The 25,178-nt window shown below is 33.9% G+C and carries 24 protein-coding genes and 1 tRNA gene (1 of these 25 running past the window's edge); 13 read left to right on the forward strand and 12 right to left on the reverse strand.

Annotated elements, in window-relative coordinates; genetic code table 11:
• Positions 1–965 carry the 3' portion of an MFS transporter gene (locus PMOB_RS02265; RefSeq protein ID WP_012208281.1) on the forward strand. The gene continues 220 nt to the left of window position 1, outside the view, so only the last 965 of its 1,185 coding nucleotides appear in the window; its start codon lies off the left edge, out of view; the stop codon is at positions 963–965.
• A gap of 1 nt (position 966) precedes the next feature.
• On the opposite strand, the gene PMOB_RS02270 is transcribed toward PMOB_RS02265, so the two are convergent.
• From PMOB_RS02270 to PMOB_RS10155, 7 genes are all read right to left on the reverse strand, one after another.
• Positions 967–1,389, reverse strand: a complete 423-nt coding sequence (locus PMOB_RS02270) for a GNAT family N-acetyltransferase (RefSeq protein ID WP_012208282.1) — start codon at positions 1,387–1,389, stop codon at positions 967–969.
• On the reverse strand, positions 1,380–2,897 hold the full coding sequence (locus PMOB_RS02275; RefSeq protein ID WP_012208283.1) for a gluconokinase: 1,518 nt from the start codon (positions 2,895–2,897) through the stop codon (positions 1,380–1,382). Before PMOB_RS02275 ends, PMOB_RS02270 begins: the two co-directional genes overlap by 10 nt.
• Before the next feature lie 165 nt (positions 2,898–3,062).
• A complete protein-coding gene (locus PMOB_RS02280; RefSeq protein WP_012208284.1) occupies positions 3,063–4,091 on the reverse strand; it encodes a D-isomer specific 2-hydroxyacid dehydrogenase family protein in 1,029 nt (342 codons plus the stop codon).
• A 20-nt stretch (positions 4,092–4,111) separates the two neighbouring features.
• Positions 4,112–5,530 carry an NADP-dependent phosphogluconate dehydrogenase gene (gene gndA / locus PMOB_RS02285; RefSeq protein ID WP_012208285.1) on the reverse strand — a complete coding sequence of 473 codons (1,419 nt, stop codon included), beginning with the start codon at positions 5,528–5,530 and terminating at the stop codon, positions 4,112–4,114.
• Between the two features lie 59 nt (positions 5,531–5,589).
• Entirely contained in the window at positions 5,590–6,414 is an 825-nt protein-coding gene (locus tag PMOB_RS02290) for an SDR family oxidoreductase (RefSeq protein ID WP_012208286.1), read from the reverse strand.
• A gap of 133 nt (positions 6,415–6,547) precedes the next feature.
• A complete protein-coding gene (locus PMOB_RS10150; RefSeq protein ID WP_012208287.1) occupies positions 6,548–8,329 on the reverse strand; it encodes an amylo-alpha-1,6-glucosidase in 1,782 nt (593 codons plus the stop codon).
• Complete coding sequence (locus PMOB_RS10155) at positions 8,319–8,984, reverse strand: PIG-L deacetylase family protein (RefSeq protein WP_012208288.1); 666 nt, start codon at positions 8,982–8,984, stop codon at positions 8,319–8,321. Before PMOB_RS10155 ends, PMOB_RS10150 begins: the two co-directional genes overlap by 11 nt.
• Before the next feature lie 242 nt (positions 8,985–9,226).
• On the opposite strand from PMOB_RS10155, the gene PMOB_RS02305 reads away from it, so the two are divergent.
• Positions 9,227–10,516, forward strand: coding sequence for an RNA-guided endonuclease InsQ/TnpB family protein (locus PMOB_RS02305; RefSeq protein WP_049755214.1), 1,290 nt, complete (start codon positions 9,227–9,229; stop codon positions 10,514–10,516).
• Here PMOB_RS02305 and PMOB_RS11130 read toward each other — a convergent pair.
• A complete protein-coding gene (locus PMOB_RS11130) occupies positions 10,434–10,826 on the reverse strand; it encodes an ABC transporter permease subunit (RefSeq protein WP_158245462.1) in 393 nt (130 codons plus the stop codon). The two genes, PMOB_RS02305 and PMOB_RS11130, sit on opposite strands and share 83 nt — an antisense overlap.
• A 67-nt stretch (positions 10,827–10,893) precedes the next feature.
• Here PMOB_RS11130 and PMOB_RS02310 point away from each other — a divergent pair, with 67 nt between their 5' ends.
• The 3 genes from PMOB_RS02310 (at position 10,894) to PMOB_RS02320 (ending at position 14,345) form a co-directional block, all read left to right on the forward strand.
• Positions 10,894–11,619 (forward strand): metallophosphoesterase family protein, encoded by a 726-nt coding sequence (locus tag PMOB_RS02310; RefSeq protein WP_012208289.1) that lies wholly within the window; start codon positions 10,894–10,896, stop codon positions 11,617–11,619.
• 191 nt (positions 11,620–11,810) lie between these two features.
• Positions 11,811–13,688: a BMP family ABC transporter substrate-binding protein gene (locus PMOB_RS02315; RefSeq protein ID WP_012208290.1), complete on the forward strand. Its 1,878-nt coding sequence runs from the start codon at positions 11,811–11,813 to the stop codon at positions 13,686–13,688.
• Between the two features lie 237 nt (positions 13,689–13,925).
• Complete coding sequence (locus PMOB_RS02320; protein ID WP_155811038.1) at positions 13,926–14,345, forward strand: hypothetical protein; 420 nt, start codon at positions 13,926–13,928, stop codon at positions 14,343–14,345.
• A gap of 2 nt (positions 14,346–14,347) precedes the next feature.
• On the opposite strand, the gene PMOB_RS02325 is transcribed toward PMOB_RS02320, so the two are convergent.
• The 4 genes from PMOB_RS02325 to PMOB_RS02340 all read right to left on the reverse strand — a co-directional run bounded on the left by PMOB_RS02325 (position 14,348) and on the right by PMOB_RS02340 (position 18,787).
• Positions 14,348–15,013, reverse strand: a complete 666-nt coding sequence (locus tag PMOB_RS02325; RefSeq protein ID WP_012208292.1) for an HAD family hydrolase — start codon at positions 15,011–15,013, stop codon at positions 14,348–14,350.
• A 16-nt stretch (positions 15,014–15,029) separates the two neighbouring features.
• Positions 15,030–16,991: an ATP-dependent zinc metalloprotease FtsH gene (gene ftsH, locus PMOB_RS02330; RefSeq protein ID WP_012208293.1), complete on the reverse strand. Its 1,962-nt coding sequence runs from the start codon at positions 16,989–16,991 to the stop codon at positions 15,030–15,032.
• 4 nt (positions 16,992–16,995) lie between these two features.
• Positions 16,996–17,934: a radical SAM protein gene (locus tag PMOB_RS02335; protein WP_012208294.1), complete on the reverse strand. Its 939-nt coding sequence runs from the start codon at positions 17,932–17,934 to the stop codon at positions 16,996–16,998.
• 61 nt (positions 17,935–17,995) lie between these two features.
• A complete protein-coding gene (locus PMOB_RS02340) occupies positions 17,996–18,787 on the reverse strand; it encodes an energy-coupling factor transporter transmembrane component T family protein (protein WP_012208295.1) in 792 nt (263 codons plus the stop codon).
• A 218-nt stretch (positions 18,788–19,005) separates the two neighbouring features.
• On the opposite strand from PMOB_RS02340, the gene PMOB_RS02345 reads away from it, so the two are divergent.
• From PMOB_RS02345 to PMOB_RS02380, 8 genes are all read left to right on the forward strand, one after another.
• The gene (locus tag PMOB_RS02345) at positions 19,006–19,605 is read left to right on the forward strand and encodes a hypothetical protein (protein ID WP_012208296.1); all 600 of its coding nucleotides are present in this window, start codon (positions 19,006–19,008) and stop codon (positions 19,603–19,605) included.
• 2 nt (positions 19,606–19,607) lie between these two features.
• Positions 19,608–20,423 (forward strand): type I phosphomannose isomerase catalytic subunit, encoded by an 816-nt coding sequence (locus PMOB_RS02350; RefSeq protein ID WP_012208297.1) that lies wholly within the window; start codon positions 19,608–19,610, stop codon positions 20,421–20,423.
• A gap of 115 nt (positions 20,424–20,538) precedes the next feature.
• Entirely contained in the window at positions 20,539–22,251 is a 1,713-nt protein-coding gene (locus PMOB_RS02355) for a 2-oxoacid:acceptor oxidoreductase subunit alpha (RefSeq protein ID WP_012208298.1), read from the forward strand.
• Positions 22,248–23,126, forward strand: a complete 879-nt coding sequence (locus PMOB_RS02360; protein ID WP_012208299.1) for a thiamine pyrophosphate-dependent enzyme — start codon at positions 22,248–22,250, stop codon at positions 23,124–23,126. Before PMOB_RS02355 ends, PMOB_RS02360 begins: the two co-directional genes overlap by 4 nt.
• A gap of 11 nt (positions 23,127–23,137) precedes the next feature.
• On the forward strand, positions 23,138–23,593 hold the full coding sequence (locus PMOB_RS02365; RefSeq protein WP_012208300.1) for a peroxiredoxin: 456 nt from the start codon (positions 23,138–23,140) through the stop codon (positions 23,591–23,593).
• Between the two features lie 65 nt (positions 23,594–23,658).
• Positions 23,659–24,123, forward strand: a complete 465-nt coding sequence (locus PMOB_RS02370) for a DUF192 domain-containing protein (RefSeq protein ID WP_012208301.1) — start codon at positions 23,659–23,661, stop codon at positions 24,121–24,123.
• A 57-nt stretch (positions 24,124–24,180) separates the two neighbouring features.
• Positions 24,181–25,074 (forward strand): glycine betaine ABC transporter substrate-binding protein, encoded by an 894-nt coding sequence (locus tag PMOB_RS02375; protein WP_012208302.1) that lies wholly within the window; start codon positions 24,181–24,183, stop codon positions 25,072–25,074.
• Positions 25,075–25,089: 15 nt separating this feature from the next.
• Positions 25,090–25,178, forward strand: a tRNA-Ser gene (locus PMOB_RS02380).

Consider the following 25,178-nt stretch of genomic DNA (forward strand, 5'->3'; position numbering starts at 1 on the left):
TAAGCGTTGGAATGACTGCTGTAGCGTTGTTTGGTTTTTCTATATCAACTTCTTTTTGGCATTTGTGTTTGTGGGGGATACCTTACGGTTTAGGTGCAGGAAGTGTTGATGCAGCACTTAACAATTTTGTCGCCCTGCATTACAAAGCTAGACATATGAACTGGTTACATTGCTTTTGGGGAGTTGGAGCCACAATTGGACCATATATTATGGGAATATTGTTGACTAAGGGTTTTAAATGGAATTCAGGATATTTTACTATTTCGTTAATTCAAATTGTTCTAACCTCAGTACTGTTTTTTACTTTGCCGCTGTGGAAAGAGAAGAAAACAGGTAACAAAACCAAAGAAGAAAAATATAAAAATTATTCTTTAAAAGAGGTTATTACTTTACCCGGGACAATGTCTATTATGATCGCCTTTTTCTCTTATTGTGCTTTAGAGGCAACTACTGGTTTGTGGGCGGCAAGTTATTTAGTTCTAAATAGAGGTATAGCTGCTGAAATAGCGGCCAAATGGGCTGCTTCATTTTATTTCGGAATTACAATAGGAAGGTTTATATCTGGATTTATCACATTCAAAATGAATAATAAAAATATGATACGTTTGGGGCAAGGAATCATAATTTTAGGATTGTTACTGTTGTTTCTTCCTTTTAGCAATTATACGGCGTTTATAGGCCTTATTCTCATAGGTTTAGGCTGTGCACCGATTTATCCAAGTTTGATACATTCAACACCAACTAATTTTGGTAAGGATGTTTCACATTCCATTATAGGGGTACAGATGGCATCTGCATATCTTGGAACAACTCTTATGCCACCCTTGTTTGGATTTTTGCAAGAACATTTCGATATAAGGTTATATCCCATATATTTGATTATATTAGCCTTTCTTATGATACTCATGGTGGAAAAGGCAAACGGTTTAATTTTGAGAAAACCTGTGATCAATAGTAAACCCTGATTTATTTGATATCTTTGGAATAAATCAGCAATTCGTTACGTTTGTACCACCCTGTTTTTTCCCAAAATGTCTTAGCAATTTCATTCTCATAATAAACAAACAAATGGCATTTTATAATACTTTTTTCTTTTAAACTGTTTAAAACCAAGTTTACCAATTCTTTCCCTATCCCATTTCTTCTATACTTTTTATCAACCGCAAGATGGTAGAGATATCCTCTTCTTCCATCTTCGCCACATAGGATTGTACCAATAATTTTTCCATCATCTTCGCATACATAATTTAAACCTGGGTTTTTATTCAAAAATTTTTCAATATTTTCTTTTGTATCAGATTCGCTTAAACCCATGCCTTCTGTTGTTTGCCATAATCTATACATCTGCTCATAATCTTCTATTTTTGCTTCTCTGAATTTTATTGCCAATTTTCTCCCCCACCTAAAGAATTGATCAATTGGGTATGTAAATTATACATATCCCGATAGTTTTGAATCATTTGTACAAAAAAATTGTAATAAGCCTCATATGTTTTAACTGAAGAGGTTTGGGGTTCAAAACACTTTCCCAACTTTATCATAACTTCACCAGCTTGCTCAATATCGTTGTAAACTCCCAATTGTGAAAAAGCTACCATCGATTCACCTATCAACGTTGCATTTTCGGTCTTTGATTTGGTTACAGGGATGTTGAATATATCAGCTAAAATTTGAACCCAGACATCGCTTTTGCTGCCTGAGCCTCCTACTGTCAATCTTCTTAAATTAACATCGTTTTCTTCTAAAGCTGTTTTTATCATGTTCAGCCCATAACCTACACCTTCATATATAGATCTTGCCATGTGACTTAAGTTGTGATAAGTCTTCAATCCAAAAAAGCTACCGGTAGATAAGCTGCCTATTCTTGGGTCTCTTTCCCCTGTTAGAAACGGGAAACAAATAAGACCTTCGGAACCGGCTTTAACTTTCGAAGCCTCTTCGTTTATTTGATCATAACTCATACCGTTAGCTATATTGTTTCTAAACCATTCCAATACTACACCTGCATTGTTCACCGCTCCTCCTATAGCCCACATACCAGGTAATAAAGCATAGGTTTGAAGCCTGTACTGCCCTATTTTATCAAGTAACGGCTCATTATACGCGCTTCTAAACATTGCAGTGGTACCTAAATTACATACAGCGCTTTTTTTATAACCCCCCATTCCTAAAATCATCGCTCCACCGTCATATACTCCTAACATAATAGGAACTTCTTTTTCGAGACCCATTTCTATTGCTATTTCTTTTTTTACGGTATCCACTATTACGTTGCCAGGTACAAGATCAGGCAACTGATCTTCTTCAATCCCTAACCTTTTTATTAGTTCTTCATCCCATTTTTGCGTTTTTATATTCAAAAGTTGTGTAACAGAAGCTAAACTTGGTTCCGTGTAACATTTACCCGTTAATTTGAATGTGAAGAAACTTTTGATGTCCAAGAACTTATAGGTTTTGGCAAAAATTTCTGGTTTTTCTTTTTTCAACCACAAAATTCTCGCTATTGTATAATTAAAAGCAGGGGGGCAACCGGTCTTCTGGTATATTTCTTTAAAGGAAAATCTTTCTTCAACTTCGTTCATTATATTCTGTGACCTTGTGTCTAAGAGCGTTACCATGTTCATCAAAGGATTTCCTTTTTTATCTATCGGTAGAAAACCGAATTGGTACCCAGAAAAAATTAATAATGAAATATCACCTTCGAAGTTCGTGATTATCTTCTTCGAGATATCCAAAAAGTTTGCCCACAATTCTTGAGGATCGTGTTCTGCTACCCCTTCTGCAGACTGAATTAAATTTATCTTTTTGACCTCTTGAGAGATGATGTCACCTATTTCGTTTACAATCGCTACTTTCATGTTTGTCGTTCCTACATCGAGGACTAAAACATATTTCATAACCAAAAACCCCTTTTGTTGTTTTTCTTTTAATGTCCAAAAAATTTTGAAAGATTTCTATTGTTGTAAGTTGCATTTAATTTGTTTTAGCGCCCCTTCGCCCCGCTGCCCACCCATAAGGTTTAAGGAAGTATTTTTCGCTGCAGTTCACCTTAAATTAATAACTTATTTTCGACCTTTGAATTGTGTTATTATTTTTTCTACAACTTCTGGGTTAACTATTTGTTCGGGGATTTCACCTTTCATCAATTTTTCTATATCTTCAACCATTTTTTCATCCATTTTTCTCAATGAATATTTTCCATATCCTCCTATATGAGGCAGTATGAACACATTAGGGTATTTCAATAATGGATTATTTGGGTTTATTGGTTCTTCTTCTAATACATCAAGCCCTGCGGCTGAAACTTTCTTTGATTCTAAAGCTTCTATAAAATCATTCTGGTTTATCAATTCTCCCCTTGCCGTATTAACTATTACAACCCCATTTTTCATTAAGTTGAAAGCACTTTTGTTTATAAAATGATAGTTCCCTTCATTTAAAGAAGCGTTCAGGCTTATTACATCGGATGTTTTTAAAAGTTCTTCAAAACTTACAGGTGTTACCCCAGTTTTTTCTATAACCTTGTCAGCTATATAAGGGTCATAAGCTATTACTTCTGAACCGAATCCCTCTTTTGCTATCTCAGCAACACGGCTTCCAATGTTTCCATAACCAATTATTCCTACCGTCAATTTTGATAGTTCATCACCGACAAAATTTTTTCTATCTTGCCATTTATATTCTTCAACCGCTTTATTCGCAGGAATAATTTGTCTCAGGCATATGAGAATCAATGCAACAGCAAGTTCTGCAACGGAATCTCTTTCGTGAATACCAAGAACCCGTGTAACCATAACGCCACTTTCAGTGGCTGCTTTTATATCCACATTGTTGTATCCAATACCGTGCCGTGCAATTAGTTTCACATCTTTGTTGTATTGAAAAAATTCTGAAGTAAAATTTGGTGTAACGCTTGCTATAACAAATTTAAAATCTTTCAATTTGCTTGCTAACTCTCTTCCTGATATTTTAGGATCCACCGTTATTCTTTCAACGATACCTATTTTCTTTAATCTTTGCATTAAATCGGGAAAATATATACCAAAAGTGCTGGAATTTACTATTGCGATGTTAGTAGTGTCTTCCTCCACCTCTTTGCCCCCCTTTTTTATTATATATTATGTATATCTTGCCATTCTGTGTGGAATATTCCCTCTTTGTCTCTTCTTTCGTACGTATGAGCGCCAAAATAATCCCTCTGTGCCTGAATCAAATTCGCAGGCAGCTCTTTTGAACTTAATCCATCGAAATAATCTAGAGCAGAACTTAGAGAAGGAATAGGTATACCTGCTTTTTTGATCTGGGAAACTACCTCTCTCAAATTTGGAATTTTTTTCTTAAAATCACTTTTGAATTCGTCGGAAATTATCAAATTTACTAAATTGGGGTCCTTTTTAAATGCTCTTTGGATTGGTTTTAAAAATGTGGATCTTATTATACAGCCATCTTCCCAAATTCTTGCAACTTCTGACAAATCTAAATTATACCCGTATTCTTTGGATGCTACTTGCAACAACTTCATACCTTCTGCGTAAGCAATTATCGTTGAAATATACAAGGCATCCCTTAGGGAATTTATGAAGCTTTCATCCAAATTCATTTCAGTGGGTGTTTCATATATCTCCCCAATCCTTATCCTTTCGTCTTTTATTGAGGATAAAGTTCTTGCGTTGACGGCAGCGTTTATAGTGGGTATTGATATATTTAAGTCTAAAGCGTCTTGAACGCTCCACTTCCCTGTACCCTTCTGTTTTGCACTGTCTAAAATAACGTCAACAATTGGTTGACCCGTTTCTTCGTCTTTCCACTCTAAAATCTTATAAGTAATTTCCATCAAATAAGATTTGTGGTCTTCATTCCATTCTTTAAATACTTTACTCATGTCTTGAGGAGTCATTTTAAGCACTTTCCTCATAATATCGTAAGTTTCTGCTATCAACTCCATGATGGCGTACTCTATCCCGTTGTGAACCATTTTTACATAATGACCACTTGATTTTGGACCAAGGTAAGTAACACATGGACCATCTTCTGTTTGAGCAGCAGTCGCTTCGAGTATATTTTTTACCTCTTCATATGCGGATTCATCTCCCCCAGGCATGATGGATGGACCGTGTAATGCGCCGTATTCCCCTCCACTTATACCGGTTCCTAAAAATCTTATTCCTTTTTTATGTAATTCTTCGTATCTCCTGTCTGTGTCTTTGTAATAAGAATTCCCTCCGTCTATGATTATATCTTCTTTATTCAAATAAGGCAAAAGTTCCTCGATTACATCATCAACTGGTTTACCAGCTTTAACCATCAAAATAATCTTTCTTGGTGTTTTTAGTGAATTAACAAGTTCTTCAAGGGAATAAGTCCCTTGAATATTTTTGTTTTTTGCCCTTTCTTCAACAAATCTTTTAGTTTTTTCACTTGTTCTATTGTAAACGGATACTTTTAAACCCTTTGATCCCATGTTTAAAGCAAGATTCTGCCCCATCACCGCCATCCCTATAACCGCAATATCGTTCTTTTGTTGATCCATTATATCAACTCCTTCCATTTTTTATTAAATTGACTTTCAGGAATACGATTAGGACATACTTATACACCACTATAAGCAGCGAAACCACCATCTATTGGAACAACAACACCGTTAACAAACTCAGAACTATCACTTATCAACCACATTACTGTAGAAATTAGATCTTTAGGTTCTCCAAACCTTCCCATAGGTGTATGATCTAATATTTGATTTCCCCTTTGGGTTAAACTACCGTCTTCATTCGTCAACAAGAATCGATTCTGATTAGTTAAGAGAAATCCTGGAGCTATTGCATTGACCCTTATTTTTTTCGAATAGTTTTGGTTCATATGAACCGCTAACCATTGTGTAAAATTACTCACAGCAGCCTTGGCTGCAGAATATGCAGGAATGTTTGTCAAGGGCCTAAATGCGTTCATTGATGAGATATTTATTATCTCTCCATAACCTTTTTCTGCAAAATATTCTCCAAACACTTGACTTGCCAAAAATGTTCCCAAGAAGTTCAAGTTAAAAACCCACTGTACTGCGTCTTCTGGGAGTTCAAAAAAAGATTTATCTTTACTTGTTGTTGCTTCGGGTTTGTTTCCACCCGCTCCGTTTATCAGTATATCTATTTTACCAAATGTTTTAAGAATTTCATCTTTTGCTCTTATTAAATCATTTTTTTGTAAGACGTTGGTTTTAATCGTTATGTGTTCAACACCTTTTTCTGTTAATTCATTATTTAACATAGCCAGAGCTTTTTCTGATAGATCCAGTACAGCAATCTTCCCACCAGCTTCTCCCAAAGACCTAGCCATTTCAGAGCATAGAACACCTGCTCCACCTGTTATCGCTATTACTTTGCCTTCCACGTTAAAATAATCTTCGACTTTACTCACTTTGATCATCTCCTTTTAAAAATTCTTAATTATATTATACAATTAATTCGTTCTAAAATGAAATTAATTATTTATACTATAACCGCTTCTAATTCTGCCTAATCGACTCAAATTACTTTTAATCGTGGATAATTCAAAAAAATAATGTTGCAGCCATGGAAGACCATCCTTGGTTGAGTGATCCTCGAGCATAGATTGGACTATAGTATTCCACAGGGTTTATCCATCCTTTTTCCAAGGAGTATTCCCACCATCTAGTTAAAGGATATTTATAATCCATACCTTCTCTTTTCTTAACCAGAGCATATATAGAAGACAAATAAGGCCAATCACTTCCGTTGTGGTACCTGTACGGGAAAACACTTTTACTGAAAAGGTGCTTTTTTGATTTGAAAAAAGGCCAAACGGACATAACCCCCCAATCTTCAAACTTTTGCTCTTTGTTATTCTTTGTTTCAAGCATTCTCTCCATAGCGTTTAAAGTCTTTCTTTTTTTGTCTTCATCTGCTATATCAAAAAGCAAAGCCAATATCGTATCTATATTCAAGTGATCTTCTAAATAGTCACCAATAAAATCATTAAAATATCCTTTTTTCTCGTTCCACATTTTTTTGTTGAAATTATGTTTCATTATTTGATATTTTTCTCTTGTATCTTCGGCAATCTTTTTATCACCGATTAAATCATATATTAAAGAAGCTTCTTCAAAGGCTTTTATCTGAATCGCCAAATCGTAGGTAACAGCTCCATTTCTGTACACATTATCCGCCCAATCGTTTGAATCATAAGGCTTTTCAAATAATAAATCATTATCAGTATCTAAACTAATATACCTTTTAAGAATATTACCAATCTTATCCAATACGGTGCCATCTTGAAATCGTTCTTTTAAAATACTCAAGTCTCCAGTATTATTAATGTAATCGGACAAAAGTATTATGTAGTACCCTCCAGAGTCATGATGGTTTGACCACCAATCTTTTTCGTATTTATAAAATTCTTTTGCCTTTTTGGGTAACATATCTTTTTTACTTCTAATAAAAGCCAATTCTTCTTCACCTAATTTCATTACACCACTGGGGCAGCTCCCATCTTCGTGAACACCTTCGGATAAAAATAAAATTTGGTTTTTGGCAAATTTCGGATCCACTTTCATTATTGGCTGGATAGTCCAAAAACTATCTCTGAAATATGTTCTATTGGGAAAAGAATAATTAACCCCTGCTGCTAAAGCTAGATTTCCATCATAATCTTTTATCGAGGAAAAAGCCGTGTGCATTGTAAACAAAAACTCTGATTTTTCTAGCTCACTTAAGTCTTTGTTTTGTACTAAACTGTTTAGATAATGAAGGTATTCTGTATTCTTTTCTTCTAAATTTTTTTCATCTTTCCCAATAATAATCTCTATTTCGTTGTTCTCGTCAGATCTTAACACAAAGGCTACTTTTTCACCTTTTATTAGATCTCTTATCTCACCCTTTTTAATGATAATTTTAAAGTCATCAGCGAATTTCAAACCATTATTTTCTACTTCCTGTTGGTAACTTATAGGAATTTCTATCTTATCAAAAAAAGGCAGTTTGAATTCTTTTTTAAAAACAGGGGTGAATGAGAACACTAAATTTTTTACATTTTTAAATTTAACAAGGAAAGAATAAGCAGATGGGTCGCTCATAACAGTCATTTTTGATAAGCCATTATTAGCTGACATACCATCAGGCCAAAATCTCACTCTTTGACCTGGGTAAAAGTTTAATCTTATTTTTGAGATTACCGTTCCATATTTATTGGAAAAGATAGAAAAAGGCATGCAATTTTTCAACAACATCGTGGAAGATCTGTTACTTATTATGTATTCTTTCGGAAATGTTTGAAAATAAGTTAAGCTTCCATCTTCTTCAATCTTATAATACATAATATCCTTCCCCTTTTACCAAAGTTAGAGGATAAAATACTTCTACTGCTTTGTTTCTTCCCTCTAAAACATCGGCTGCTATGTATTTGTTCATCAAAGGTATGGGCTCTAAGACTTCCCTTTGAGATTCGTATAACCTTAAAACCTTGATTTTATCTTCCAAAAAATCAGTGATATCTACATGAAATTTAGATTGAGGAATCTTTGTGATGTCAGATATGAACATAAGAACGTTGGAACAATTGTAAGGTTCATTCTCTAAATCCTCTCTTTTCGTTCTGGCTAAAAATAAGGCATCTTTAGTACTTTCTCCCACTGCCTTGTGATCGGGGTGCTTGTCTTCAAAATAGTGTGTGAAAAGGATCTTGGGCCTATATTTTCGTATAAGATTTGCGATTAATGCTGCTAAATTATTAATTTCATTTAAATATCCGTCTTTCAGTCCTATCATTTCAAAATAATCAAGTTTCAAAGATTTTGCAGCATGTTCTGCCTCCATTTTTCTTACGTTGATATCGTTGTTTCTCCCTGCAGAGCCATCGGTTAAGATTATTCCACCACAACTCTTCCCTTCTTTTTTCAATCGAAGTATTGTTCCTCCTCCAAAAGCCTCATAATCATCAGGGTGGGCCCCTATGAAAAGTGCATCCACCATATTTTCTCCTCCCTTTTTTCTTATTTTAGAGATCCCATTGTTATACCTTTTACAAAATACCTTTGAAAGGCTAAAAATACAATCATAACAGGAATCATAGAAATATTTGGTGCGGATACCGCTGAATTCATCCATAGAAAACACCCCCAAAGGAGTTCAAGGAAGCACCATTCTCCTTTCTTTTTGCTTGATAGTTACATTCCTCCCACAAACATGTTATAATGCTATTGGAATGAGGTGATATTACGTATCGTACCCAGAAGAATCAACTAAGAAATTTAAACAAACAAGAATATATTGCCCTTAAAGAATTATGTAAGCTGTCTAAAAACCTGTATAACTCAACTCTATATGCTATTCGCCAATATTACTTTACAGAGAAAAAGTATTTACGCTACGAATCAGCCTACCATATCTGTAAAGAAAACGAAAACTATCAACTTCTTAATACAGACATTGCGCAACAAACCATGAAAGTAGTCGACCGCAACTTTAAGTCTTTCTTTGCACTTATTTCTAAGGCTAAAGAGGGCAATTACAGGTTTTCAGACATTCGACTTCCGCATTATCTTCCAAAAGATGGATACTTTATGCTGATTATCCCGCGTTTCAAGGTTAAGGGCGGTTATTTTACCGTGCCTATGTCCAATGCCTTCAAGAAGGAATTTGGAGAAGTTAAACTTCCATTTCCTGAAAGGTTAAATAGAAAGCAAGTAAAAGAAATCCGTATCTTCCCTAAGTACAACTCTAAATTCTTTGATATTGAATTTGTATATGTTCAGGAAGAAGAAAACCTTAACCTTAACACAGGTAACGCTCTTGCTATAGACTTTGGGCTTGACAACCTCGCAACTTGTGTTACAAACACTGGGGCGTCCTTTATCGTGGACGGTAAAAGATTAAAATCAATTAACCAGTGGTATAACAAAGAAAACGCAAGGTTGCAGTCTATCAAGGACAAGCAAGGGATTAAGGGTATAACCAATCGTCAATATATCAATACCAAGAAACGTAATAACCGTCTTAACTATTATATGAACAAAACTGCAAGAATTATCGTTAACTACTGTATCGAAAACGATATTGGCAATATTGTCTTAGGCTATAACCTTGACTGGAAACGTAGCATCAATCTTGGTAAGAGCAATAACCAAAAGTTTGTCCAAATATCACATGGTAATTTGCGTCTTAAAATCAAGTCCCTTTGTGAGCGTTACGGAATTAACTACATTGAGCAGGAAGAAAGCTATACTTCAAAGGCTGACTTTTTCGCCAACGATGATATTCCTGTTTACAATGCCGATAATCCGCAGGCATACAGCTTTAGCGGAAAACGCATATCCAGGGGGCAATATAAAACTTGTCAAGGCACGATTATTAATGCTGATTGCAATGGTGCATTAAACATACTTCGCAAAAGTAACCTGATGGACTTAACCGTCCTACAGGCTAGAGGCTGTTTAAACCAGCCCCAAAGAATAAGGGTAATAAGCCAAACTTCTTTGAAATCCCCTTGTCCTTATTTGCCGTGAGACTGCTTTCAGGAATGGGGAAGTTTAAAGAGAGTGTTGTCATTGCCAAAAGAGATCCCCATTGTACGGTATACTCACCTGAGAATAATGCCAATCCAAGCTGCAGGGTCATATATTTTGGTGAGCTAACAACTAACAAAGGCCAAATATAATCGTTCCATCTCCAAGTAAATGATAACACAGCCAAAGCAGCTATTACGGGTTGAGATAAAGGTATTATGATCCTCCAAAATATTTTTAATTCACTTCTCCATCGATTTTGGCGCTTTCTATCACTTCTGTAGGAAATGATTACCTTATAATAACACAAAATTTCAACTTATCTCTATTTTTTGATAAAATAATTTTATAGAGTCTTTTATTAAAAAGGAATTAAAATGATGATAGATATAATTGCCATTTCTGACGAGGAAATATATTTAACAAATAAAGACAAAAAAAAGTTTGACTTACTTATTTGCGCTGGAGATCTTTCTCCGCAATACATTGATTACGTGATGAATGAATTCAAACCATCCTTAAGCTTGATGGTACATGGTAATCATGATAAAAAGTATTATAAATTATACGAAGAAGAAAATAACTCTTTCTCAAAGGTATACAAAGGAGCTTATGTTTTAAATCATGGCATAGTTAACTTAAAAAAATTCATCGGCAAAGACATAATAGTAGCGGGATTTTCCGGTGCTTTAGCTCATGGATATAGACCTTTTTATTTCAAAGAAAAGGATATTAATAAATTTAATAGAGAGGTACGTTTCAGTACAATCTTTAAAGGTAATAAGTACAAGCAAATCGATATAATGGTTACACACAATCCTCCTTACATTAAAAATACTATAAAAAAATACGGGCAATCTCATACCCCTTCAAGAGCTTTGGGGGAGTTTTATCTTAAAGCATTTCCAAAAATTTGGATATACGGCCATATTCATCCACGATACGACTTTCAAGAACTTGATTTTGAAATTAAATTTTTAAATAATGTATCTTATCTAATAAATGCGGTACCTTATAAATTAATAAAGTACGATGAAGAAAAGAAAGAAGTAATAGAAATTTATACTTATAAGATGATAAGTCCTAAGACCATTTTAATTTAGAAAGTAATTAATTCTTTTAAATAAAATTTTAATTATTTTGCTGTATTATAGAATTATTAATATAAGAATATATCCCTAAAAGGTTTTACTGTTTCTTGCAAAAAATCTTTTTTATAATAAACTTTGATTTTGAACTTGGGGATCTTAAGGGGTTTACCCCTTAACGTGCCCAAAAAAAGGAGGCTAACCTAATGTATAGGACCTCAAGAAGTCTCAGCAGAAGCGAGTACGAAAAAGCTAATAGATTAGCAAAGAAAGACTTTTTGGCTAATATTTCAAAAGGGAAAGAAGGATATCTGCCGTGTTTAGAAGATATCATCCACAACGCTGAAATAATTAAGGAAGAAAAACTTGGTCTTATAGATATCCCTATAGAAAGGATCAAAGGAACGTACTACCATTCTCGTTCACTATCTTTTTCTGCAAATTTTTATCCCTTAATGAAAATTGACTCAGAATTTGCAAGTAAATGGATCAATTTGTATGAAGCTCATATATCTGAAGGAATAAGGGATCCTGTAACAGCCTACGAATATTTAAACTGGTTTTATATTGTTGAAGGGAACAAAAGGGTAAGCGTTTTGAAATATTCAGACGCTTTTTCAGTCCGTGGGGAAGTTACTAGATTGATTCCAAAATGGGATGAAAACAATCCTGAAATAAGGATCTACTATGAATTTTTAGATTTTTATAAAAAGACAAAAATTAATATAATCTGGTTCAACAAAGAGGGCAAATTCAAAGAACTTTACGAGTTAATCAAAGATTATAAGAAAAAAAGTGATTTTGTTGAGAATGAATATGATGAATTAGTCCATTCAGTATATCTTCTATTTAGAAAGCTATATAGGGAAATTGCTAAGGACACGATTTCGCTTACTGAAGAAGAGGCTTTTTTAGAATACCTAAAAAAATTTGGTTTGGAAAATGTTCCCACTATCGAAAGAGAAATGAGCGAACAAGTCAACGAATTAATAGAAGAACTAGAAGAACGTCTAGGTAAACCATCAGAACCTTTATTCAAATTACCTCAGATCTTCGCAGGGAAAACATTAAAAGTAGCTTTTCTATATAACACCTCAATAGAAGAGTCTGCATGGACATATTCCCATGAATTGGGAAGAAGGTATGTTCAAAAACGTTTAGGAAATGAAATAATAACAAAGTATTTTGAAAATATTTCTGATTTAAAAACGTATGAAAAAATATTGGAACAACTCGAAGAAGAAAAATTCGACCTAATATTTTCTACCAGTTTTGACTTCTTACAAAATCAGAACACAAAGGAACTTCAAAATGTTCGATTCATGTATTTTTCCGGATATCGTACTACAAAGAATATTAACACATATTTCGGTCGTATGTACGAACCAAGATTCCTCTCTGGAATGATAGCAGGTGCAATGACCACTAACAATAAAATAGGTTACGTTGCTTCCTACGGTATACCTGAAGTCATAATGGGAATAAATGCCTTTGCTTTAGGGGCAAAGGCTGTTAATCCAAAAGCAAAGATATTTGTTGGATGGACGAATACTTGGCGCAATATAGAATATGAAAGAGACACGTCAGAGTATTTGATAAATGAAATTGGAGTGGATGTTTTAACCCATCATCAAGATTCTCCGGAAGTTTGCAAAGTTGGAGAAGAATACGGCGTCTACACTATTGGTTACCATATTGACATGAAAGATTATGCTCCAACTACCCATTTAACCTCTGTTGTATGGAATTGGGGAGTTTACTACGAAAACATAATTAAAGATGTATTAAGAGGGTCAAATTTTTCTTTATTTAGATTGTTTTCTGGTTCAGAAAAGATTGAGAACTTTTGGGGTGGACTTAAGAGTGGAGTAGTTTGTTTGTCACCTATAAGCAAAATTGTTCCTTCTACAACAAAAAACCTTGTTGACACTGTGAAAACGGATATTATGGAAAATAGGTTTCACCCTTTCAGGGGGGGTATTTTTGATAAAGAAGGTAATATGAAAGTCTCGGAAGGCAAAGATATCTCAGACGAAGAACTAATGAAAATGGATTGGTTTGTGGACAACGTTTATTATTCTTAAAAATGGGTACCAAATTTTGTTGATCTCAACCCTTTCTTAGTTTATCACAACATTTATGAGCCAAGTTCGAACGATGCCGGATATCTTTCATCAACGATAGATTTAAAAAATTATACTCTGTATTCTGAATTTCTTTTAGATCAGTATCAATTACCAACCGAAAGCCAAAGTAGCCCTCCAAACGCTTATGGGTTCATGATGGGAGGCAGAAAGAAAGGACAAAAAATAGATTATGGGATGGAGTTTTATAAGACTTCCACATGGTTGTACAATAAAGGTGAAGGTAACGAAGATTTTACTTATCCCGTTTGGAAAAATCTTCTTCTTGCGGAGGATAAAACTATAAACTACTTTCTTGGTTTCCCATATGGACCTGATGTTGAATTGTTCAAAATTTTTTTAGAAGGTGAACATTTTGGAATAGATTATGAACATCTAGTTAAAGGTACGATCACAATAGACACACCTTACAATGAAGAAGAATGGCAAAAGTATTCCATTCATGGACCGGTTCCACCAACTACTGTTGAAAACATTTTACGACTGGATTTTAAAATTGGAAACAATCCAACTTTTTTTACACAATCAATTTTTCGAAACAAAGATTTATGGATGTTAGTTGGATTAGAATACACTTTCTCATTGAAAATCCCTTAATTTTAAGCTTCCACTTTTTCTAACTTTTCTATCAATTCCAAAGTTATTTCTTTCATATTTTCCACCACTAAATCTGCTTTCGATAGATCCTGGTTGAGTGAGTTTGGGTTTTTAAAACCTATGCACTTCATTCCAGCAGCTTTTGCCGCCTTAACACCATTCTTTGAGTCTTCTATAACTACACATTCTTCTGGTTTAACTTTTAACAAGCCAGCTGTATATATAAAAATATCAGGTTTAGGTTTACCACGAGCAACGTATTCTGAACTCACCACCACTTCAAAATACTTCTCAATGTCAAGCATGCAAAGAACTTCTTTGATCAATCTCATCGGCGAGGAAGAGGCCAACGCTATTTTATAATTGTTTTCTTTCAGTGTCTGTAATAGCTCTATTACACCTTCTATTGGCTCTTTAACCCCTTCTTTTAATAATTCCAAATTCTCTAAGTTTTGTTTTTCAAGCAATTCTTCAACACTTTGTTGTAGATTGTATTCATTTTTTAAGTCTTGCCACATCTCTTGGTTGCTTACACCGATATAATTACTATATGAACTTCTATTAATTGGGATTCCTAGTTCTTCGAAAATTCTTTTATTTGCACTATAATGGATGGGTTCACTGTCAATAATGACCCCATCCATATCAAAAATAATAGCTCTTAACATTATTACCTCCTAGCTTTTACACAGGTTGATAATTAACATGATTCACAACATCTATTTTAAGAAATTCATTTATTTCTTTTTCGCCCCCAATATATTCCTTTAACTCTTCAAGGTCTTTACTCATAAGCTTTTTGAATTCTTCCCCATAAATTGTTTCATTTTTAAAAATATAAGAAGCTAGAAGATCAAGCCTCTCTCTATTTTGCTTAAGAAGTTCGAGAGCTTTATCGTACATAGAATTAATTATTTTCTTGACTTCAACGTCAAGTTCTTTTGCGGTTTCTTCCGAATAATTTCTTTGTTTTGTCAACTCACTCCCCAAAAATATTTCTTCCTCTTCTCCTTCCCAATACACAGGGCCCATTCTTTTGGACATTCCTAACCTATAAATCATGGATTTTGCATAATCTGTAGCTTTTCTCAGATCATCTTTAGCACCGGTAGTAGCAAAATTAAACACTAATTTCTCGCTAGCTCTCCCTCCAAGGGCTACAACGATCCTATCAAGTATTTCAGATTTTTTAATTAAATATTTGTCTTTTTCAGGAATTTGTAAAGTAGAACCTAACGAACCTGCACCCCTAGGAATTATAGTAATCTTGTAAACAGGGTCGGTATTAGGCAATAAATATGCCAATACAGCATGTCCCAACTCATGATACGATAGAATCTTCTTTTCTTTATCGGATATTATCCTGTACTTTTTTGATGGACCGGTTAGTACCCTATCAATAGCCTCTTCAAAATCACTCATTTCTACTTGGTTTTTTTTCTTTCTTGAGGCTATTAAAGCAGCTTCATTAACTAGGTTTTCTAAATCAGCTCCAACGAAGCCCGGTGTCCTTTTGGCTAACAATTTTAAATCAACATCAGGGGCTATTTTCTTTTTACGTGTATGTATCTTTAAAATTTCTTCTCTTCCTTTTACATCTGGAGGACCTACCATTATTTTTTTATCAAACCTACCTGGTCTAAGCAATGCTTTATCAAGAACATCAGGCCTATTGGTAGCAGCCATGACAACAACCCCTGTCGACGTGTCAAAACCATCGAGTTCTACTAACAAGGCATTGAGAGTTTGTTCTCTCTCATCGTTCCCTCCACCAAGGCCAGCTCCTCTTTGTCTACCTACTGCGTCTAATTCATCGATAAATATTATTGCAGGAGCATTTTCTTTAGCTGTTTTAAAAAGGTCTCTAACTCGCGATGCACCAACCCCTACAAAAAGTTCGACAAAATCAGATCCACTTGCATAATAAAAAGGTACATCTGCTTCTCCGGCTATAGCCCTTGCTGTCAAAGTTTTACCAGTTCCCGGAGGGCCTACCAACAAAGTTCCTTTAGGCATTCTTGCACCCAATTCTTGAAATTCTTGAGGGTTTTTCAAAAATTTTACAATATCCTCGATTTCGTCCAAAACTTCATCGATTCCTGCCACATCTTTAAAGGTAACTTTTTCCCCGATAGGTTCATACTTTTTTGCCCCACTCTTTCCAAAGTTCATACTGCTTCTAGCTCCTGCGGAAGCCGAACGATACAACCAAAAAAAGAAAAGAACCATTACTACTATTGGAATTATGTTTATCAATAAACCAAACCACCACTTTGTCCCAACACTTTCAACATACTCTACCTTTATACCTTTTTGAATTAAACTATTCACATACTGTTTATCGATTACTAAAGCTGGCGAAAAAGATTCATAAGTAGTACCGTCTTTGCTAAGTATTTCCACGTTTCCATTTTGGTTTATTTTCATGGATTCAACCTGGCCATCATTGATCAAACTCAACATTTCTGAATAGGATATTATAGGATTATTTTCCCAATTCAAAGAAATGAGAGCCCCAATAAAAAAAACCGCAAATATAATATAAACCCAAATTATGTTGGAAAACTTTACTTTCTTTTTTTCTTCTTTGGTGTTTTTATTTTCTTTATCGTTTTTATTTTCTTTATCGTTTTTATTTTCAGGCATTTATTTACCTCCTCACAGATGTTAACCTATATACATTTAATCCAAAATACTGTACTTTTTCAACGTTTTCATCTTTCTCTAATTTTTCAAAAATTTCATTTTTATTTTCACATTTTCTTTGATCCAAAAAACTTTCGATTTCATGCTGATTCATCGGATGTCTTTTTATTATACTTAAGATAGCTTCCAAATCGTCTTCTATAGAACTGTAAAAATCTTCTTCTTCTAAAAAATCAAGGGATATGCCTCCTAAGATATTTTGCGCTAGCTCAATTTTTTCTTTTTCTGGAACTGTTACCCAATCTTCCGCTGGGGGTCTCATTGGTAAATTTATATACAATCTATCATAACTTATTCTATTAAATATTTCTTTGATTTTCCTTAAAGATTCTTCATCATCATTTAGCCCTTTTATCATCATAAATTCCATCCAGATTTTACCTTTAAAGTTTTTAGAAAAACTTATCAACCCATCCACGTAAGAATCAAAAGATATACTTTTATGAGGTCTATTTATTTTTTTAAAGGTTATTTGATCATAAGCATCCAGTGTTGGCATTACAAGATCGCTCTCATTTAATTCTTCTCTTACTTTTTCTTCACAAAGTAGAGCTCCATTTGTAATTACAGCAACAGGCTTATCAACATAAGCTTTTATTGATTTTATTAGTTCACCAATTCTAGAGTATAATAATGGTTCACCTTCACCAACTATAGTTACAAAATCAAACTGGGATACACCGCTTTTAATATAAGCTTTAAACTCTTCCAAAATATCTTGCAAATTAAAAAATTCTTGTCTTTGGTTTGTCATGTTAGTTGTTCTTCCTAACTGACAGTATACACAAGAAAAATTACAAGTTTTTGGAGGTATTGGGCTTACTCCTAAGGATCTTCCCAATCTTCGAGAAGGTACAGGACCGTATAAATATCGAAAACTCATCAGACACCTCCAATATATACTCGCTTTTTTTACTCATTTAAATTATATCAAATATCACCCTTTAAATAAAAATAATAGTGAAACATACTAAACAAAAAGAAATGAGGAAAACAGTATCTTTTATTTTCCAATTAAACTGCTTAAACCTCGTCCTCCCTTCCCAACCATTGTATCCTCTTGCTTCCATAGCAATACTCAAATCTTCAGCCCTTCTCAGAGCAGATACCAACAAGGGAATAATTATAGATATAGCCCCTCTAATCCTTCCAGAAAATTTTCTATCATCAAAATTTGCCCCCCTACTTAATTGTGCTTTCATTATACGATCTGCTTCATTTGCAATTACAGGGATGAACCTTATAGCAATCGTCATTACCATCGATATTTCATGAGCAAATCTTTTAGGTACAAAAAACCATCTCAAGACATCTTCTAGAGCATGAGCTAAAGAGGTAGGAGAAGTAGTTAACGTGAGAACAGAAGATAATAAAACTGCAAATAATATTCTGAAGGTAATTATAGCGGCATTAAACAAACCGGTATCTGTTATTCTGATAAACCCGATTTTAAAAAGTGTGTTCCCTCCTATTGTGAATAACTGAATTACAAAAGCAAAGATGACTATGAACCATATTGATTTTAAGGATTTCATATAATACTTCAAGCTTAGTTTAGATAACAACATCAAAACCAAAGTATAAGAAGACATAATCAAAACATCATAAAAACTGTTTATAGAAAAAGCAAATCCTGCCAAAACAAACAACCCTAAAAGTTTTCCCCTTGGATCCAGTGAATGCATCAATGAGTCTAATTCAACGTACCTTCCCAAGGCAACATTATCCAAAAGCATTTAAATACTCCTTTTATCAATCATTTTTTCTAATTCCCAGCATTGAATATTTTAACATAATTCAAGAATTATTATATTATTTGTGAGAAAAGATTTAGTAGTTTTTTAAAACATTAATAAACAGAATGACTGATTTTTATTAAGTTTTGATTAAGTGTTTTTGTAAAAAGATGATATAATTATTTTAATGTCTACAAAAAATCAATTTGGAGAGACACATGGAAAAATCCTTATCAAATAGAAGTATGAAATACCTATTTATACTTTTGTTGATTTTAATAATATGTATAATAATTGTTTTTTTAGTTTCTAAATCCTCAAACTATAAAAAGCAGATCATTTTTTTTGAAGAATATTTAAAAAACAACTATACTTTGGACGATGCAACGATAAAAGAATTCGTCAAAGTCTTTGAAATATTATATGACGAATTCCCCTATGTAACTGAATATGTTTATCCGATCGAATTGTTAGCTATTGGAATAGTAGAAACAAATTTTGAAAACGTAAAAGGAGATAGTGGTGAAAGTTTGGGATATTTTCAGATACAAGCCCCTACTTATTGGTATTTAAAACATAATTACCCTGAATTTTATCAAAGAATTAATTTCTTAGAACCTTGGTATTGGGATAACATAAAAGAAAGACCTGATGTGCAATTATTGACTTCTATCTTATACTTATACGATATCAAATTACGTTTTGGGGAAGAAGATGCGTATAGTATTTACAATGGTGGTTCAGAAACATATAAAGACAAAATATTATTAAGACTTAATATTTTAGAAAATGAATTCAAAACATTTAACAGGAGGTAAACATGCAGATATCGGAGCCGCTTATTTCAAAACCTATTTTTAGTGAAAAAATTTGGGGAAATAATGAATTGAACAGAATTTTCAACTGTGAAAAAACCCAACCAATAGGGGAAGCCTGGCTTTATTCTCCTCTAACTGGATTTGAAACCGTCTTGTATGGAAAAAATAGCCAAAAAGAATATGGCAATGCAAGTGAACTTTTCCCAAATTTTCCTTTGTTGCTAAAATTAATCGCAACCTCATCCTGGCTTTCCATACAATTACACCCGGATGATACAATGGCTAAACAATTAGAAAACGAACCATGGGGAAAATCAGAAGCATGGTATTTCCTAAAAGATAATGGCCAAATTAAAGTTTCAAATAATAACAAACATATTTTGCAAGCTTTTGATGATAATCGATGGGATGAAGTACTAGAAAATTACGAAATGAACAAATTCGATTCCATCTTTATACCTGCAGGAACTGTTCACACCTTAGGTCCTAACAGCCTTTTACTGGAAATACAGCAAAGCTCAGATTTAACTTATAGATTATACGACTGGGGAAGACCTCGAGAAATCCATATTGATAAATCTAAAAAAGTTCTTAACAACATTCACACCAGTTACTCTATTTCAAGGAAGACCGAAGGTTTATGTACTAAATACTTTAGCTTTTCCAGATTTGCCAACCAAAATAAAAAAGGGTTTGGCGTATATGTTAACTTAAAAAGCTATGAAACAATAGTACTTCCAGAAGAATTAAATTATAATTTTAAAGGTGAATTTGTGGAATTTAAATTAAACGAAAATGGCTGGAAATCACTTTTATAATTTCATAATCAAAAATTATAAAATAATTTAAAATTTTTACATTCCATTTCTTTTTCGACTTATTTTGTCTGATATAATTGAATAAACATAAAATAAAATCTTAGGAGGTATCCTGATGAATAAAACTATCAATGAAGATGTGTCAATCGTCTTATCCGGTGAAGCGGGTCAAGGGATTCAAACGATAGAAGGATTGTTAACATTTATTCTCAAAAGGGAAGGTTATTACGTATTTGCCACAAAAGAGTACATGTCTAGGATTAGAGGTGGAAGTAATTCAACTGAAATAAGGGTAAGCTCTAAACCTGTAAAAAGTTACGTCGACAAAATAGATATACTCATACCTCTTACAAAAAGTTCTGTTGAACATCTTGGAGACAGAGTGACTGAAGATACCCTTATCATAGCTGACAACGATTCTTTGAATTTAAAAAACAAAAATCTTTTCAACGTCCCCATCCTCTCTATCGCAAAAGAAATAGGTAATGAAATATATGCAAATATAGTTGCCGTTGGTGTAATTTTGGGTCTTTTCAAAATAAACAAACAAACTATAGAAGAGTATCTAAAAGAAAGATTTGGAGATAAGGGAGAAAAAATTGTTTCAGATAACATAAAAGCAGCTTCAGAAGGTTACAAATTAGGAAAAGACTTTTCTGAAAGTGGAGAGATAAAAATAAAAATCTCTGCAAATGAAAATCTAAAAGACGATCTATTAATTAGCGGAACCGATGCGGTATCTCTAGGAGCGTTAGCTGGCAATTGTGATTCGATTTTTTCATATCCAATGACACCTGGATCGGGAGTTCTAGTTGATTTAGCCAATTTTTCAGAAAATTTCGATATTTTAGTCGAACAAGCTGAGGATGAAATTGCTGCAATCAATATGGCAATAGGTGGATGGTACGCAGGAGCAAGATCAATGGTGACTACTTCTGACGGAGGATTTGCTTTAATGGAAGAAGGACTTTCTCTAGCTGGAATGATCGAATCACCGTTAGTAATTCACTTAGCCCAAAGGCCTGCCCCTGCAACAGGTTTACCAACGAGAACCGCTCAAGAAGGTTTAAATCTTGTTATACACGCTGGACATGGGGAATTTCCAAGGTTGGTCTTAGCTCCTGGCAGCCTTGAACAAGCCTTCTATTTAACTCAAAAGGCTTTTAATATTGCAGATAAATATCAAATCCCCGTATTCATTTTGACAGATCAATTTTTTGTTGATTCGTATTATAACGTTAAAAAGTTGGACCTTTCCAAAATTGAAAATAAAAAATATTTTGTAGAAACTACTGAAGATTATAAAAGATATGATCTTTCGAAAGCAAAAAACGGAGTTCCACCAAGAGGTATACCTAACTATGGTAATGGATTAGTTGTTGTAGATAGTGATGAACATGACGAGGAAGGTCATATAACGGAAGAGTTGGATATCCGAATTAAAATGGTGGAAAAAAGACTCAAAAAATTTGAGGCTTTAAAGGAAGATTTTATTTCTCCCGAATTCTATGGAAATGATAACTACAAATATCTCGTCGTATGTTGGGGTTCAAATTATAATGTCGTCAAAGAAGCTCTAGAAAATATAGATAACAAGGATCTTGCTATGCTTCATTTTAGCCAAGTTTATCCCATCCCGGAAAATGCGGTTGAATTTTTAGAGAAGGCAGAAAAAATAATTGATGTTGAAAATAATGCCACAGGGCAATTTGCAAAGTTAATAAGAGCAGAAACTGGCATAAAAATAGATAGTAAAATATTAAAATTCAATGGAATGCCATTTTCAGTTGAAGAGTTAACCGCTAAGATAAGGGAGGAGTTGCAATGAGCGAAAGAAAAAATATGTTTACTCTAGAAAATGAAAAAGAATTAGACATAGCTTGGTGTCCAGGCTGTGGAAATTTTGGAATACTGAATATATTAAAAAAAGCCTTGGAAGAAATGGAGGAAATAACTCCCAACAATTTTGTACTCGTTTCAGGAATAGGACAGGCAGCAAAAATACCCCATTACTTTAAAAACAATGCTTTTAATGGCCTTCATGGTAGAACCTTACCCGTGGCCTTTGCCATAAAAGCGACTAATCCAGATTTATACGTAGTAGCTGAAAGTGGAGATGGAGATATGTACGGTGAAGGTGGCAACCATTTTATCCACAATATGAGAAGGAACATTAACATCACAAACATAGTTCACGATAATAGAGTCTATGGACTAACGAAAGGCCAGGCTTCTCCTACTTCACAGCATGGAATGGTCACCCCTGTTCAAGTAAATGGAGTAATACTGAACCCCTTCAATCCTATTGCTGTTGCTATAGCTAACGGAGCCACATTTGTGGCACGAGCTTTTGTGGGTGATATGCAAAACACGAAAGAAGTCATTAAAAAGGCTATTAGGCATAATGGCTATGCGCTAATTGATTTGTTTCAACCATGTGTGACATTCAATAAAATAAATACTTACGCTTGGTTTAATGAACATACTTACAAATTAGGGGAAGATTATGATCCATCAGATAAAATACAAGCTCTACAAATAGCTTTTCAAGAGGACAAAATCCCTCTAGGTATAATATATGAAGAAAAGAGTAAGCCAACTTTTGAAGAACAATTGACTATTTATAAGCAAAACAAAGATCCGCTTTTTAAAAGAAGCATAGATTTAAACAAATTAGAAGATTTCATAAACTCAATGAGATGAGAGGTGATATGATGGCATTGAAAGTTGGAGATTTGGCTCCAGATTTTAAATTGAAAGATCAAAACGGTGATGATAATTCTTTATCTGGTTTTAAAGGAAAAAAGGTTTTGCTTTCCTTTCATCCTTTAGCATGGACAGGGGTTTGCGAAACCCAGATGAAAAACTTGGATTTAAAGTATGACGAATTGGGAAAACTCAACGTTGTACCTTTGGGAATTAGCGTTGATGCATCACCTTCAAAAAAAGCATGGGCTCAAAATATGAAAATCAACAAACTTAAACTTTTGTCAGATTTTTGGCCTCATGGAGAAGTTGCTAGAAAATATGGTATATTCGATGAAGAAAACGGTTTTTCCAAAAGAGCGAATTTTTTAATCGACGAAGAAGGAAAAATTGAATTTGTAAAAGTTTACGAATTAAGAGATCAACCAGATTTAAATGAAATTATGAATTATATCAAAAGATGAAAGAAACTTAAATAGGCTTCGACAAAAAGTTCGAAGCCTAATTTATTATAATGGAGTTAAAAATTATGAAGAAAATTTCTTTCACCCTTTTAATTTTGATGATTATTTCAACCAATTTATTTAGTCAAACGATTAATATACCAGAATTTCCAAAAGGGACTCTAACCATTTCACAAGAGGGAAGTAGTGTAACAATCCCTATTGAAATTGCTAATACGAACGAATTAAGAGAATTCGGTCTGATGTACAGGGAAGATATTCCTGAAGATTATGGAATGCTTTTTGTTTTCCCAAGTCCTGGAATAAGAAGCTTTTGGATGAAAAATACCTTTGTTGAACTCGACATTGCTTTTATAGATGCCAATGGAACAATATTGGATATACAAAACATGAAACCTTGTGAAGAATCACCCTGCCCTATTTACATAATTTACACACCTTTCAAATTTGCTTTAGAAGTAAAAGCAGGTTTCTTTGATCGATACGGATTCACCGAAGGGGCAAAAATTGAGTGGTCACTAAAGGAATGAGAAACAGGTTTTACTGTTTCAAAGCCCATAAAAAACACAAAAGGAGGAATAATAAAAATGAAAAAAATACTTATTTCGGTACTTATTATTTTGTTTGGTATGAACTATATCTATGCAGCTGAAAAGGTAGTTGTAGGAGCAAAAGCTTTTACAGAAGGTTATATATTGTCAAGCATGGTTTCTTTACTTCTTCAAGGGAATGGGATTGATGTAGAAGAAAAATTTGGACTATCCTCTTTTCCGCTACGCAAGGCCATGGAAACCGGTCAAGTTGACGCTTATGTAGATTACACAGGAACTGCTTGGGCAGCATATTTTAGACATACAGAAAACATATATGATCCCGAGGAACTGTTTGATTTAGTAGCAAAAGAAGACTTAGAGAAACACAACATCGTGTGGTTAGATATGATCAATTTTAATAATACTTATGGTTTGGCGGTACGAAGCTCTTTTGCTAGAGAAAACGGAATACAAAGTTTAAGTGACTTGGCTGATTATATTAATTCGGGAAAAGGAAAGGATTTAATTTTTGGAGTTAATCCAGAATATTATGAAAGAAGCGATGGAATCTTTGCGGTTATGGATACATACAATATGAATCTGCCAAAAAATAATGTGAGAACTATGGAAGCAGGGTTAACATATGAGGCCTTAGCACGTAAAAATATTGATGTGGCTATGATATATTCTACCGATGCGCAAATCTTACGTTTTGATTTAGTGATTTTAGAAGATGATAAATCTTTCTTTCCACACTACAATCCTTCCGTTTTGGTTAGAAAGGAAACAATAGATGAATACCCTGAAATAAGAGAAATTTTAAAACCATTGACATTGTATTTAAATGAGGATATAATTATAAGGCTGAACTACTTGGTTGATTTTGAAGGTTTAGAACCAGAAATTGTTGCCAGAAAATATCTACAAGGTTTAGGCCTTATTAAATAGTTTACAATAATTTGTGGAGGCGTGCACCGAATTGGCTAAGGGGCCGGTCTCGAAAACCGGTGGGGTTTATCCCCTTGTGGGTTCGAGTCCCACCGCCTCCGCCA

The organism is Petrotoga mobilis SJ95 (assembly GCF_000018605.1).
Taxonomy (GTDB): Bacteria; Thermotogota; Thermotogae; order Petrotogales; family Petrotogaceae; genus Petrotoga; species Petrotoga mobilis.